Annotated in this window: 17 protein-coding genes; 12 read left to right on the plus strand and 5 right to left on the minus strand. The window is 34.3% G+C overall.

The window, feature by feature from the left end; translation table 11 throughout:
• Positions 1–22: 22 nt before the first annotated feature.
• The 7 genes from AC1Q8N_RS23175 (at position 23) to AC1Q8N_RS23205 (ending at position 7,199) form a co-directional block, all read left to right on the plus strand.
• Positions 23–172: a hypothetical protein gene (locus tag AC1Q8N_RS23175; protein ID WP_000256359.1), complete on the plus strand. Its 150-nt coding sequence runs from the start codon at positions 23–25 to the stop codon at positions 170–172.
• Complete coding sequence (locus AC1Q8N_RS23180) at positions 165–923, plus strand: ABC transporter ATP-binding protein (protein ID WP_141501819.1); 759 nt, start codon at positions 165–167, stop codon at positions 921–923. The genes AC1Q8N_RS23175 and AC1Q8N_RS23180 overlap by 8 nt, the downstream gene beginning before the upstream one ends.
• The gene (locus AC1Q8N_RS23185; RefSeq protein WP_404519636.1) at positions 920–3,409 is read left to right on the plus strand and encodes an FtsX-like permease family protein; all 2,490 of its coding nucleotides are present in this window, start codon (positions 920–922) and stop codon (positions 3,407–3,409) included. The genes AC1Q8N_RS23180 and AC1Q8N_RS23185 overlap by 4 nt, the downstream gene beginning before the upstream one ends.
• 374 nt (positions 3,410–3,783) lie before the next feature.
• Positions 3,784–4,347 (plus strand): maltose O-acetyltransferase, encoded by a 564-nt coding sequence (locus AC1Q8N_RS23190; RefSeq protein ID WP_048560029.1) that lies wholly within the window; start codon positions 3,784–3,786, stop codon positions 4,345–4,347.
• 69 nt (positions 4,348–4,416) lie between these two features.
• Positions 4,417–5,610 (plus strand): MFS transporter, encoded by a 1,194-nt coding sequence (locus AC1Q8N_RS23195; RefSeq protein WP_000417597.1) that lies wholly within the window; start codon positions 4,417–4,419, stop codon positions 5,608–5,610.
• 122 nt (positions 5,611–5,732) lie between these two features.
• Positions 5,733–6,773 (plus strand): ROK family transcriptional regulator, encoded by a 1,041-nt coding sequence (locus AC1Q8N_RS23200; RefSeq protein WP_048546489.1) that lies wholly within the window; start codon positions 5,733–5,735, stop codon positions 6,771–6,773.
• A 45-nt stretch (positions 6,774–6,818) separates the two neighbouring features.
• Positions 6,819–7,199 (plus strand): VOC family protein, encoded by a 381-nt coding sequence (locus AC1Q8N_RS23205; RefSeq protein WP_098847466.1) that lies wholly within the window; start codon positions 6,819–6,821, stop codon positions 7,197–7,199.
• A 75-nt stretch (positions 7,200–7,274) separates the two neighbouring features.
• Here the strand turns inward: AC1Q8N_RS23205 and AC1Q8N_RS23210 are convergent, their stop codons facing one another.
• A complete protein-coding gene (locus tag AC1Q8N_RS23210; protein WP_098152270.1) occupies positions 7,275–7,724 on the minus strand; it encodes an NUDIX hydrolase in 450 nt (149 codons plus the stop codon).
• 17 nt (positions 7,725–7,741) lie between these two features.
• Entirely contained in the window at positions 7,742–8,581 is an 840-nt protein-coding gene (locus AC1Q8N_RS23215; protein ID WP_098847464.1) for a DUF2785 domain-containing protein, read from the minus strand.
• 123 nt (positions 8,582–8,704) lie between these two features.
• Between AC1Q8N_RS23215 and AC1Q8N_RS23220 the strand changes: the two genes are divergently transcribed.
• On the plus strand, positions 8,705–9,427 hold the full coding sequence (locus tag AC1Q8N_RS23220) for a GNAT family N-acetyltransferase (RefSeq protein WP_048546483.1): 723 nt from the start codon (positions 8,705–8,707) through the stop codon (positions 9,425–9,427).
• 175 nt (positions 9,428–9,602) lie between these two features.
• On the plus strand, positions 9,603–10,625 hold the full coding sequence (locus AC1Q8N_RS23225) for a tyrosine-protein phosphatase (protein WP_098847461.1): 1,023 nt from the start codon (positions 9,603–9,605) through the stop codon (positions 10,623–10,625).
• Positions 10,626–10,718: 93 nt separating this feature from the next.
• Here AC1Q8N_RS23225 and AC1Q8N_RS23230 read toward each other — a convergent pair whose 3' ends face one another.
• Positions 10,719–11,225 (minus strand): DUF1648 domain-containing protein, encoded by a 507-nt coding sequence (locus tag AC1Q8N_RS23230; RefSeq protein WP_306472363.1) that lies wholly within the window; start codon positions 11,223–11,225, stop codon positions 10,719–10,721.
• Between the two features lie 237 nt (positions 11,226–11,462).
• Here AC1Q8N_RS23230 and AC1Q8N_RS23235 point away from each other — a divergent pair, with 237 nt between their 5' ends.
• Both AC1Q8N_RS23235 and AC1Q8N_RS23240 read left to right on the plus strand, forming a co-directional pair.
• The gene (locus AC1Q8N_RS23235) at positions 11,463–12,173 is read left to right on the plus strand and encodes a YjjG family noncanonical pyrimidine nucleotidase (RefSeq protein WP_048544537.1); all 711 of its coding nucleotides are present in this window, start codon (positions 11,463–11,465) and stop codon (positions 12,171–12,173) included.
• A gap of 172 nt (positions 12,174–12,345) precedes the next feature.
• A complete protein-coding gene (locus AC1Q8N_RS23240) occupies positions 12,346–13,308 on the plus strand; it encodes a tubby C-terminal domain-like protein (protein WP_098642798.1) in 963 nt (320 codons plus the stop codon).
• A gap of 208 nt (positions 13,309–13,516) precedes the next feature.
• Here the strand turns inward: AC1Q8N_RS23240 and AC1Q8N_RS23245 are convergent, their stop codons facing one another.
• A complete protein-coding gene (locus tag AC1Q8N_RS23245; protein WP_098642799.1) occupies positions 13,517–13,720 on the minus strand; it encodes a helix-turn-helix transcriptional regulator in 204 nt (67 codons plus the stop codon).
• On the minus strand, positions 13,708–14,067 hold the full coding sequence (locus AC1Q8N_RS23250; protein WP_033656368.1) for a DUF3796 domain-containing protein: 360 nt from the start codon (positions 14,065–14,067) through the stop codon (positions 13,708–13,710). Before AC1Q8N_RS23250 ends, AC1Q8N_RS23245 begins: the two co-directional genes overlap by 13 nt.
• A gap of 180 nt (positions 14,068–14,247) precedes the next feature.
• On the opposite strand from AC1Q8N_RS23250, the gene AC1Q8N_RS23255 reads away from it, so the two are divergent.
• Positions 14,248–14,442: a hypothetical protein gene (locus AC1Q8N_RS23255; RefSeq protein WP_048544543.1), complete on the plus strand. Its 195-nt coding sequence runs from the start codon at positions 14,248–14,250 to the stop codon at positions 14,440–14,442.
• Positions 14,443–14,465: the final 23 nt, after the last annotated feature.

The following is a 14,465-nucleotide window of genomic DNA, read 5'->3' on the forward strand; positions in this document are numbered from 1 at the left end:
TATAGAGTGAGGAGGGATAAAAATGGTTACAATTCTCGAATTAAAAATGTTGCTAGTTCAAATAGGAACAGAAATTGTACCACCTAGTAATTTAAAAGAAAAAATTTTAATTCAGGTTAATTTGGTGGAGGGAATAAAACTTAATAATGTTGAGGTGAATAATGATGAGTGAAGTTGTGTTAGCAGTTCAAGATTTAAGTAAAACATATGAGAGTATAGATACAAATGTTAGGGCGTTACAAAATGTAACTTTGGAGTTAAATAAAGGAGAACTCCTTGCCATAATGGGAACGAGTGGATCTGGAAAGAGTACATTACTAAACATTCTTGGTGCTCTAGATAAGCCTGATGAGGGGGTTATCTATGTAAATGGTGAAGTGCCTACAAATATGTTTGTTGAACCATATGCGACGGAGTACAGGCGGGATAACATAGGATTTATCTTCCAGTCATTTCATTTATTAAAGGATTTATCTGTAGAAGAAAATATTGCGTTACCCCTCATATTATCAACTGATTCAGAAGAAGAGATACGAGAAAAAACAAATAAAATATTAGATGTTCTTGGTTTAGTAAATTGGAGAAATCATCGACCAGTTCAGCTTTCTGGGGGACAACAACAACGTGTTGCAATTGGTAGGGCATTAATAACATCTCCTCCAATTGTTCTTGCAGATGAACCTACTGGAAATTTAGATTTCAATACGTCTAATGATATTTTACGAGTACTAGTCAATATGAAACAAAGATTCAATCAAAGTATGATTCTTGTTACTCATGATCCTCACATTGCTACGTATGCAGATCGGGTTCTCTTCTTTCATGATGGAGAAAATGTTGATGATTATACGTGTACTCATGGAGTAAATGATATGAATATCATTTTAGATAAATTTAAAAAATTACTGGAGAAATCAAAATGATAAAATCAGTACGAGGATTAAGTTTACGCTTTTTTAAGACGAATAAATTTACTGCTATTTCCTCTATAGTTAGCGTTATGTTGGCTGTTTGTCTAATTGTTACGATGGTTGTATTTTCGAGTCATGCGAAACAGTCTGTTATAAATGAAGTGAAAAATGTATATGGAGATATGGATTTATCAGTTGGATATAACCCTGATCAAAATAAGTTGATGGATAAATCTTTACTACAAAATATTAAAGAACAAAAAAATATTGAATACATATCAAAAGTATTAGTAAATCATTTGCAAGTGAATAAATTGAATACCGCTATTTATACAGTAGGTGTTCAAAATGATTCGTTATCGAAAAGTCGATATCACTTCTCTAAAAATCTATCAAATGAGGAAGTAACATTAAATGATGGATTAGCGGAAACTTTACAAGTAGAAGTTGGGGAAAGGATTGAAATAGAAAATAAATCCTATGTAGTAAAAGAAGTGTTACCTGATATAGAAGCTGGAGGTTCAGCTCCGGATATACTCGTTTTATCAGAAGGTGCAGTGAAACAGCACGTATATGAAAAAACAGGTAAACACAATGAGGCTACTTATGTGTTGATAAAAGCAAAAGAGAATGCCGATGTATTAGCATTGTCTAGTCAAATTCATAAAATAGACAAAGAATTAAGAATCGATATTGCGGAGGAAGACGAGTTTTTAAAAAGGAACTTAGCATCATTACATATTTTTATAATCGTTTTATCTATATTAATACTTATTATTACTGCGTTATTATTGATATCTAATTTTGAAGTGTTTTTATATAAATATAAAAGTCAATTTGCTATTATGCGATCAATGGGAGCAACAACGAAACAAATGTTTAAAGTTATATTTATTCAATGTAGTGTAATTAATTTCTTTGGTGGAATATTTGGTCTGTTACTAGCTATAATCAGTAACCGTTTTTTACAAAGTTGGCTAGAGCATATATTTGCTTTTCAAATTAAATCAATGAATTTCGATTATGAAGTAGCAACTATAACGATGGTTTGTAGTATCTTTTTTATTGAAGTGTTTATGTTATATCCTTCATACAGAAGTTCGAAAATATTGCCAATAAAGCTTATGCGCGAAAATGAAGAATCCGATTTTTCTAATGAAAAAACACGCAGTATGATGGGGAAAGTCCTTTTAATTAGTAGCATATTTTTAACTGCTTTAGGTGGATTTGTAGCAAATACAGGAGATACGCAGGCGATAGTGATATTAATTGGAGCTATATTTCTCGTTTTAGGAGTATATATTTTATTTCCGACTTATCTTTCTTCGATATTAATAGCATGTCTACCTATGATGAAAAAAATATTTGGAAGAAATACATTTGTTGCTATTAAAAATGTAATTCCGCAAGTAAGGAAAAATACATTTGTTATCCTAATGATAAGTACAATGATGGTGATAGTTGTCTTCGGCTCCACTATATTTAAAACGATGCAAAAAAATAATGAAAGATATTTAAAACGCGAATTTCCAACACATATTGTTGTGGAAAATCGTTTGAATAATGATTCAACAATTACCTTACCTCATATACAAAATGTATTTAAAGAAATAAGTAGTGTAAAAGGAGCAAGTACAATTAGTACGAACTCACTGGCAGAATTAAAGCAAGGTAAAAATTATATTACTTTTGACTATAGTTTAGGTGATTTGAAAGAAATGGAAAAGCAAGGGTTACTGTCAGAAGTACCAGCAAATTTGGAGAATAGTATAATTGTTACAAAAGAGTTAGCGGAGCGGTATAAACTTCATGTAGGTGATATCGTTCAATTGGGGCTATTTTCAGAACAGGAACAAAAAGTTAGACCGACTAGTAAGGTGGAAATTGGGTTAATTGTTAATGAGCTACCGAATTCTCCTGCGGTACTCATGGATTGGAGGAATGTAACATATAAACAAGATTATACAGCCTTTGAGCGTGCATTTATTAGTTCAAATAATGAGAGAGAGACGTTGGAGCAATTAAAGAAATTGAAAGGCCAATATCCACAATTAAAAATAAGTAGTTATACTCAATCGTTAAAGCAATCTAATTTAATGTTTCAGCAAAGGTGGTCCATCTTCATCGTTGTTATTGTAGTAATTTTGTTTAGTGTAACATTAGGGGTATGCAATACACTTATAAATAATATTCAATCTAAAAGAAAAGAATTTGCTATTTTACGAGCAATAACAGTTAAGAAAAAGGGAATTGTACAAGTTATTTTGACGCAAGTTAATTTATATGTACTTATTGGAATCGTACTAGGGGCTGTTATAGGAATATTATTAACCTATATGGTAAGTATAATAGATCGTACATCTTTATTTTTTGATTTCAAACTTATCGTAACGGTAATAGCGGGGATGTTCGGAATAGTCCTTATTATTTTTATACCTTTTGCTAATAGAATAGGAAAAAGGGATCTTATTCAAGAGTTAAATAAGGATAATAAATGAAAGAGATTAACCCAAGTAGTTATTCAGCTACTTTTGGGTCAATCTCTTTTTTATTAACACTTGATTTGCATATTGGTTTGCTCATTAATAAACATATAGTATAGCGCCTAAAGGAGAGGATTTCATGTAACGATGAGTCTCAACGGTTTTAATGAAAAACAATGGATAAATCATTATATTAGTTAAATGTCACCAAGTAATATCATTAGGTGAAGTAAGAATTCACATTTCCTTTCAAAACTTATTAGTTGCACATATTAAAAAATATGCTAATATAGGGATACTTATTAAACTTGTTTAATAAGTATAATTAAAGTCACTTATTAAAGTTGTTTAATAAGTGTAATTCATTCTATAACGAGGGAGAGGATTGTATGAAAACAGAGAAAGAAAAGATGTTAGCGGGAGAAATGTATGTTGCGGAGGATGAAGAATTAGTGGCTGATAGGGTGGAGGCAAAACGTTTAACACGCCTTTATAACGAGGCGATGGAGACAGGAGATGAAAAACGTTTTACATTATTAAATCAGCTTTTAGGTTCTTCAGCTGATGGGAAAGCCCAAATTAATCCTGATTTTCGTTGTGATTACGGCTACAATATCCATGTTGGAAAGAGCTTTTTCGCAAATTTTAATTGTGTGATTTTGGACGTTTGTGAAGTACGAATCGGTGATAATTGTATGTTTGCACCAGGTGTCCATATTTATACGGCCACTCATCCTTTACATCCGGTGGAACGGAATTCTGGTAAAGAATATGGAAAGCCTGTAAAGATTGGTAACAACGTTTGGGTTGGCGGGGGAGCTATAATTAACCCTGGTATTTCAATTGGAGACAACGCTGTAATTGCCTCAGGGGCAGTTGTGACAAAAGATGTACCTCATAATGTAGTTGTTGGTGGTAATCCAGCTAAAGTTATTAAAACGATAGACTTATAGAAATCGTTTTTGACGGGTATATGAATAAACTGGTGTCTTATCGTATAGACAATGTGAAAGGTGTTTCATATGGAGAAATATAGTGCGGACAATCATACAAAGACATTACTTGCCTCTCGAAACGCTCTTTTTCTCTTATTTGCTTTGCCAGGTGTCGCGTTTGCTACATGGATTTCAAGAACAGCAGCTACTCGAGATATGTTAGCAGTGTCAAATGCAGAAATGGGCTGGATTTTGTTCGGACTATCTGTTGGTTCAATAATTGGTTTACTGAGTGCAAGCCGCTTCATTGACTGTAAGGGAGCTAGAGACGTTATTATAGGCAGTATGTTTTTTATGATTGTTGGATTGATTTGTTTAGGTATAAATATTTATTTTGTTTCTAGTATGGGGGCTTTTAGTAGCTTACTAGTATTTGGAGTAGGCTACGGATTGGCGGAAGTCGCATTGAATGTAGAAGGTTCTTCCATTGAGCAGAAATTAGGAACAACTCTTCTTCCGAAATTCCATGGCTTTTTTAGTGTAGGAACTTTAGTAGGCGCGCTCAGTGGTTCTGTCGCAGCGTCGCTTCACATCCCGATTCTGTATCAGTTTCTTGTGATTTCGGTCATGTTTCTATTACTTGTATGTATGGTGTATCGTTTTCTTCCGCATGGAACAGGAAAGAAGGAGAAATCGCGGAACAAAAGGAGAGAGAAGCGTACTTCCTTACGTATGGAAAAAAAGGTGCTTTTAATTGGTCTTTTTGTGCTTGGAATGGCATTTGCAGAAGGTAGTGCAAATGATTGGCTACCTATCGTGATGGTAGATGGACATGAGCAAAGTATAGTGGCAGGTTCTATTATGTACGCAATTTTTGTATTAGCAATGACGTTAACTCGTATGTGTAGCAGCTATTTCCTTGATCGATTCGGTCGTGTCGCTGTCGTACGTGCCACTATTATGATGGCGATTCTAGGAATTTCAATCGTAATATTTGGGAGTAATTCGTATTTTCTAGCATTTGGTGTAGTACTGTGGGGGATTGGTGCAGCGCTAGGGTTCCCAATTGGTCTGTCAGCTGCTGGAGATGACCGTGAAAATGCGACTTCTAATGTTGCTGCAGTTTCTATCATTGGTTATACAGCCTTTTTAGTCGGACCACCATTTTTAGGGATACTTGGGGAAGCATTCGGAATACGTAATGCCTTGCTAGCTGTTTTATTATTTGTTCTTTTGTCTGGAATTGTATCGTCTATTACGAGAGAGAATACACCGAGCTAAATAAGGATTGCATGCAGCGGAAATATATCATCTCTATTGCTTTAGAAAATGATGTATGATATATTGTCAACGCAACTTATTAAAAGTGTTTAATAAGTATGTTGATTAAGGTGGTGAGCGATTTGAGTGAACAATTTGTTACTCAAAAATCGATTAAAGAGACGATCTTTCGCGGCATTCGTACGGCTCTTCTAGAGCAAGGAAGTGCGACGAAAGTTGAACTTAGTAATACATTAGAAATTAGTTTTCCAACGATAAGTAAATTTATAGAAAATATGAAACAAGATGGTGAAGTCACTTTAGTCGGTTTAGATGATTCAAGTGGCGGAAGAAGAGCGAAACGATATGCGTATAATCCGGAATATATGTTAGGATTAGCGATATTTTTAGAGAAAAATGAAACAAACTATACCATTTTTAACTGTTTAGGGGAAGTAAAAGAACAAGGAAGTACTTCAAGTGTATTAATTGATACTGGCGTAAATCTATTATCTAAACATATTGAAAGTCTTATAGCTACATTCCCGAAAATAAGCTCTATATCAATTGGTGTGCCTGGTTCGGTTGATAATGGTCGTATTTTTTATATACCTGGTTATGAAAAGTTCCAAAATTTTAATTTGAAAAGTCATTTGGAGGATCTGTTTTCTATACCTGTAGTAATAGAAAATGATATGAATGCCGCAGTCCTTGGCTATTATAAAAATACTGGAAATAATGATAAATCATCTCTTGTATATTTGTATTCAGGTCAAAACGGCCCAGGGGCGGGAATTATGATAAATGGAGATGTGGTACGAGGGAGTACCTTTTTCTCAGGGGAGATATCTTTCGTTCCACAGTATGATAATAAAAACTTCTTACAATCTTTGAGAAGTGAAGATGCAGTAAGAGATTCAAATAATCCAGAGCAATATAATATAGATGCTATTACTCGTTTAATAGCTACATGTATAGCTATTATTAACCCGCATGCCTTTATCTTTTGTGATGATGAAGTGAACCAATTTGTAATAGATCAAATTGTAAAAACTTGTCCGAAGTACATTCCAGCGGAACATATTCCGAAAATAACAGTGAGCGATTGGAAAGAAGATTATTTATATGGATTAAAAAGCCTTGGACTTGATCTGATGATTATAAGAGCAAGTAAAGAAAATTAAATATCAAATTGTTGGTTGAATACTGTAAAAGAAAAGGTGTCGATTATGAAAATTGAACATGTAGCAATTTGGGTAAATGATTTAGAAGGTATGCGTGATTTTTATAAACAGTACTTCGGTGGTGAAGAAAATAGCTTATATCACAATCCGAAAAAGCAGTTTGAATCTTATTTTATAACTTTTGAAGGTGGAGCGCGTCTAGAACTTATGAGGCAAGTAGGGATAGACGGTAATACACAAACACAAACAATGGGATATGCGCATATTGCTTTTTCTGTAGGTAGTAAAGAAAAAGTGAATGAATTAACTAATATATTAAGAGAAGCAGGATACCCTGTATTAAACGGCCCACGTACTACAGGGGATGGTTACTATGAAAGTGTAGTAAGCGACCCTGAAGGAAATCAGATTGAGATAACAATCTAACATAAACAAGCTCATTTCGCGTTATCATGATGGGAAATGAGCTTGTTTTATTTCTATAAAAATATGTAATGTTTTTTAATTGGAGTGCTGAAACTCCTTAATAATTCTCTCAATAACAGGAGGAAGATTACTAGGTAACTCATCAAGCGGAAAGAAGCGTAGTTCTTTCGATTCCGTTTGGTCGCATACAAGTTCGCCATTGAATTCGCGGCAAATATAAACAACGAGTACACCGTGTACTTGATCGCCGTTTGGATAGATTTGAAAGAGATCTGGTCCTGAGTATGTACGGAATAGTTCTGGATTTTTAATGAAAAGTCCAGTTTCCTCATATACTTCTCGTTGTAAAGCGTCTTCTAACGTTTCGTTATATTCTAAGGCGCCGCCAATAATACCCCAGCGCTTAAAATCTGTACGTAGCTGCAGTAATATTTCATTTTTCTCATTTAATATAATGGCGTGTGAACCTATTAAAATAAGTGGATGATTTCCTATTAAATTTCTCATATCTTCAATATAACCCATAGTTGTTCTCCTTATAGTTAATAATAGTTAGGAAGTTCTTTTAACATTCTTTCTGTTTTACGTGCTGTATAGGCTAAGTTATGATCATCTTTCGTTCTGAAAAATAATGTGCGTAAAAAGGTTTTAATGTTGGCACATAATATACAATACTCATTAAGTGAAAGGCGTTTTCTAATTTGAGGTAGCCTTTTTATTTTTTTATAAATAATTGAAATTAACTCATCTTGCGGAAAATCATGATATAGCATCGATAGTAACGGTGTAACAATTCGTTCATCTTCATTATTATGAAATAGATCCGATGGGATAAAAATTTTATTTAATAAACAATGAATTAATTCTTCATACCACTCAAAGGTCGTATAGGAATTGTGAACAATTTCAGTAAAGGCATCTGATACGTGGGCAAGACAATGAGCCCATCCTTTATTTTCAATATAGCCTCGAAAATCCGTTTCTAAGTTTGTATATGAAATGAGTTTGTTTTTTATTTCTTCAATATCTTCCTCTGTGAAAAAGTAGTGCGAGTTAGCGAATTGGAGTATTAGCGCGATTAACGAAACAGTGTAAGAACGTGTGAAAACCCCATCTGTATGTGGGGAGTGAATATCACAATATAAATACTCATCGCTTAAACAAGTTTGCAGAAGTAATTTCAGCTGATCATCCATAAGGAATTCATGATGAATGAAATAGGAAAAGCATTTATATATAAGTTGGTAACGAACGTAACTATCAGTCGTTCCGACATACTGAAGCATATTGAGCGTTAACTCATTTATATCTATATGTTGCAGTTGCGTATAGTCATTTTGTTGTATAAGCTCTAACTGTTGTTGTAACGTTGTAATATCCAATGGAGAACCTCCTCCGCACTTTAAAGATGCGATGTTTTCTAGTATTCTATATATTCAAGGACAATCCTGCTCATGCAAGGAGAACAAGTAGAAATTCGAGTATGACATAGATGAGGGAAGTATATGATGACTATAGAACAGTTAGAAAAACATTTTAAAATAAGAAGAAATGCTTCTTCTATCATGATAAAAGAAAATAATGCAGAGTCTTTTACAGAAGAGCAATTAAAGGAAATGATGCAATATTGCGTTGCTGAGGCTAAAAAAGAGGGAATAGAAAACTTACATTTTGAGATTTCTTCAAAAAGCCCAAATTACGATGTGTATAAGAAATGTTTTGAAACGTATTTATTTGAATATGTTACTGAAAACATGATTGTGTTTAAGGATATATATGAAGTAGAAGATGTAGGAAGTGAAATTGATTTTAAGCTGATTGAAGAAGTAGGAGAAGATACATTTTATTCTCTTTGGAACGAAATGACGGAAGAGCACGTCACTTATGATCAATTTGTAAATATGATGCTACAAGAAATTGGTGAGCAATGGAAAGAGCATTGTTTAACAGCGAGTGTAGGTGAAGAGCCGGTAGGAATTGTAATCCCGCATATTGAAAAGGGGACGTTAGAAGAAGGAAAACTCATGTATTTCGCAGTCGCTCCAAATATGCGAAATAAAGGGTATGAAACGGTATTCTTTACAGGAGCAATGTTTGTCTTAAAAGAAATAGGCGCATCATATTATATTGGCGAGACAAATGTACAAAATGAGTGGATGAAGGATGTTTTTGAAAAGAATGGATGTCAGTTATTAAGTTCTACTGAGCGATATGTGAGGAAGGTTTAGGAGGGTGAAAAAGGTTCTTGAACTTGTTTAACGGGAATCCGTGTACAAATTTTGAACAAGTAAAAGAACTTCTTGCCTGTTTGTAAGATAAAAAGAAAAATGAGAACGACAAAATAGATATTTCTATAATACAATAAAGAAAGATTCGATTATACGAGAAAGTGTTGGTGAAAGAATGGAGCAGCAAAGAAATTGGTTACAAGCGACTGTAGAAAGAAATGAAGACAATACGCTATATATAAAGTGGGAAAATAATATAGAAGAAGTTCGTATTTATTGGAGTACTTCACCAGATCATATTGAAGAAACTGGAGAATTACTTGCAACGGTAAATGGAGAATCATCATGTACAATTGAAAACCCGAGTGAAAATGAACGTCCATATTTTAGACTAGTTGGAAGTAATGGACAAGCAGTGACAGTAGCTGAGCGTAGATTGCCATTACAAGGCGCGTTTAACTTCCGTGATATGGGAGGATATGAAACGACTGAAGGCCGTAAAGTAAAATGGGGTAAATTGTACCGTTCTGAAGAATTAGCAGGACTAACAGAGTGGGATATCGACTATTTACAAAAGTCTGGCTTAAAGTTAATTTGTGACTACCGTACAGACTTTGAGGTAAAGCATAAGCCAAACCCAGAAATTACAGGCGCTCGTCAAGTGTGCTTACCAGTTATGCAAGACTTAGCGAAAGATTTAAATATAAACGAGTTTTTCCAAGTTGGTGACCTTTCTATGCTAGGGAAGCCGGGTGAGTATCTTGTGAAAATGAATCAAGATTTCGTAAGTGGTAATGAGGCATTTGTGAGCTTCTTAAACTTAGCGCAAAACCCGGAAAACTTACCGTTAGTAAACCACTGTACAGCTGGAAAAGACCGTACAGGATTTGGATCAGCACTATTATTACTTTTACTAGGTGTACCGGAAAAAACAGTAATGGAAGACTACTTACTAAGTAACGGTTTCCGTGAAAAGTTAAATGAAAAAATGATGGCCTTTTTAGGTGCAAAATTACAAAACGATGAAAGTAGAGCAATATTAGGTGCAATGTTTGAAGCGCGTGCTGAATATTTACAAGCTGCGATTGATGAATTGAAAAAGCAATACGGTTCAGTTGAAGCGTATGCTGAAAAGGCACTCGGCTTTACGAAAGAGTCGTTAGAGGAAATGAAAGAGTTATTGCTAGAGGATAAATAAGAATTCGGGAGGCTGATGTGGATTAGCCTCCTTTTCTTATTGTTGATATAATTTCGTTCCATAAAGAGCTCGATAACGAAATATCGGTTCGTATTATGAGATGTTTCGTTGCTTTATTATTCCTATCACAATTGGAATAGCTGTCCCAATTAATAATATCGGTAAAAATAATTTTCCAAAACCGCCGCTCCAATCTAGAGCTATTGAAATTGTTTCAAATTGGATGAAAGCAAAAATAAGTAAACAGACATTTTTTAATTGATTAAGCATTTTTCTGCTATTTAAATAAAACTGTTTAGCATTCGATTCATTAAATCTTTTTGGATAGTTATGAACTTCTGGAAACTTTTCTAAAGTCTGCATGAGAAGGAGTATGAATGCCCCTATTCCTGGTAGAAGTAAAAGTTCCCACTTTGATCCCCAACGATCTACAGTCCCATATGCGTTATAATGTGCGGGTACTTCCTCAGGTAATCTTCCCCAAATGATAATCAAAAAAATGATTGATCCAAAGAATAATGAATATCCAATGATATCTCCAACCCATTCACTTTTTGTTTTTGGGATTTGTATTTTAGGTCTTCCCCATGAATTTACTATGTCTTTCCGCCCCTTTCTATTCCTGTATTCCTTTTTAAAAATTGGATTCATTATCCAAATTATCTCAAATTTATAGTATTTTCACAATTAATTATTTTTGAATAACATGATTCGTGTGTCTGAAACAACTTTAAGATTGCTGTACAGCTATTATTCGTAAAGGGAAAAAGTTCGACTTAAGAGACGATTAATGAGAAAATAAAAGTTGTAAATAACGTACTAGTTGAGGAGAGCATAATGAAATACAAAGTTATATTATTCGACGTAGATGATACATTATTAGATTTTCCTGAGACGGAAAGAAACGCATTACATAACGCGTTTGTACAGTTTGGCATGCCTACAGGGTATGATGATTATCTTGCAAGTTATAAAGAGATTAGTAATGGATTATGGAGAGATTTAGAAAATAAAATGATTACACTAAGTGAATTAGCGGTAGATCGATTTAGACAATTATTTGCACTGCATAATATAGAAGTAGATGCGCAGCAATTTAGTGATGTATACCTTGAAAACTTAGGGAAAGAAGTACATCTTATAGAAGGTGCAGTACAATTATGTGAGAAACTACAAGATTGCAAGTTAGGTATTATTACGAATGGATATACGAAGGTGCAACAATCGAGAATTGGAAATTCGCCTTTATGTAATTTCTTTGATCATATTATTATTTCAGAAGAGGTTGGTCATCAAAAACCAGCACGTGAGATTTTTGATTATGCATTTGAGAAGTTTGGAATTACTGATAAATCAAGTGTATTGATGGTTGGAGATTCGCTAACTTCTGATATGAAAGGCGGAGAAGATTACGGCATTGATACGTGTTGGTATAATCCAAGTTTGAAAGAAAATAGGGCAAGTGTTAAGCCGACTTATGAAGTGGAGAGCCTGCTACAAATTTTAGAAATTGTAGAAGTGGCGGAAGAAAAGGTAGTTTCATTTTAAATGTGTTGATATTTGTCGATAAGTCGATATTCTTTGTCGAATCGTCGATATATCGAAAAAATCGTTGATATATTTTGAGTTACGGTAGATATATTGGAAAAATCGTCGATATAATTTGAGTTGGGTTCAATTTATAGGTACGATCGGTGTAATAACTAGAGGTGAGTAAAGAATGTTAACGTTTTTATTTGAGTTAGACAAAAGTATTCCGCAGAAGGATGAGCCACGGTATGCCGCTTATGCAAATGGCTTTATTGAAGGGGATGTAACGATTCTTGTCGGTGACAGCGTACTGTTCCAGAAGTCGTGCATGAAGGTTGCAGAGCTTGGTATTTATTTAGGACAGTGGATGGAACAAGTGCAACATGGGCAGAACGAACAGTTGAATTATGAAACGAGTGATCGTGAGGAAGTAATTCTTGGATTCTTATACGAAGAGGAAAATCAGTGGAGAGTAGCTTCCAGTTGGCAGCAATTTGAACTTAAGGAGCGTATATCCACTACAGCATTAGTAGAAAGTGTTGGGCGTTATTTAAATGAGCTAAATAAGGAACTGCGCGCGATAGAATATCCTGTGACGTTTGATCAGTACTTAAGAGGAGAGCGAATGATGCAGCTTTCTTACAAGCGACTGTGTGATAGTAAGGCGGATACGACGTCAATAGAGGTTTATAATGAAAGCGAAAGAGTAGGCGCAGTACGGGGCTATTATAAAAATACGTTGATGAAAGTGCTAGACTTTATTCCGAAAGTCGGTAGTAATATCATTTATGAAATAAAGGATAGTAAGGACAATATTCGCGTCGTTGCAAAGGATGTAAGTAGGCAGCGTCAAAGAAGGATTTTAGTAACGTATATCGATAATAATGATGCAGAGCATGAAATACTTGTATGTGACGGAAAGTTATTAGATGCAAATTTCTTATTTACTTTTACATATAAGGGAGAAGAATATGTTGTTCACAAAACTTCAATTGGGCTTGGAAAGTTATTACGAAACGGCTATGTAATCGCAGATTGGAATATTCGTCTTGAGGAAGATATGTATGATATTGAGATGAATGTATATGATGAGAATTATATAGAGGATCAATATTTATTGTTAGGCGTATTTCATGCGATTTTGTATGGGTGATTAGTTGTATAAATGAAAAATACCGGTATTCTTTGTGAAAAGAATGCCGATATTTTTTATCCCACTTTAATGGGCAGTAAGACCCCTACCTCAAAACGCAGCGAAAGCAAAGAATTTAGGTGGGGGGCGGGCTGCCCATAAAAGTCCGATTGGTTCAACTAATAATCAGTGGGGGGTGAAGAAAACCCCCACTGATTAAAGTTTCACATTATTTATCCTCAAAAATAAAAATCTCATCAATCGTACTATGAAGTGCCTTCGCTATATCGTGAGCTAGTTGTAAGGAAGGGTTATATTTTCCTTTTTCGAGATGGCTTATCGTTTCACGACGTACACCAACAGTTTTCGCTAAATCTTCTTGTGTCATGTTCAATTTGGCACGGTATTCTTTTATTCTCGTTACGAACGCCATGGCGCATCTTCCATTTCATCAACAGGTTTATCATAAAAGAACATAGAGAAGCCGAACGTAAGAATGAGTGTGCTGAAAATAAGAGCGATATCAATCTCTTGTAGCGCCGGGTTTGGAAATAACATTTCAATAAACATAATGATAGCGGTCGTTAGTAATGTAACGATAAATGCATTGCGGCACGATTTATTGACGATTTGTTCAAATAGTTCATCGTGTTGAACCGTTCTATACGTTGTGAAAAAGGAGAAGAAACAAAACATAGTAAACAATCCTTTTTCATAAAAAAAGCCGAGGAAACCGAAGAAACCGAGAAATCCTAAATATTTTATCCAAGTTGTTTTCACGATAGATTCTCCTTTCAGTGTTAGAAATAAATCACGTTATGTTATAAATATATCACATATAAAAATGTATAGTAATAATAGTTTTCCAATTCTTTTCATAATAATAGTAAAAAGAGGAAATATACTGCGAAATAAAGAGGATAATATTGTAAAATGGTTGTAAGGAGGGGGGAGGAAGGAATGTTAACTGGGATCATGATCGTTGTATTACTTGTAGTCATTACTGTAGTGGCGACGGTGTTAATTGGGCGAAATGGTGATGCGAATTATAGTAAAGCGACAAAAGGGAATATTAAACGGCTGACGATGATTTATATTATATTAGCTGTCGTTTTAATCGTTGGATTAGGCGTGTATATTTATTTTAAAGGTTAAAAAACTGAAAAAATATAAAAATC

This window comes from Bacillus sp. GW823-FHT06B01 (genome assembly GCF_058952315.1).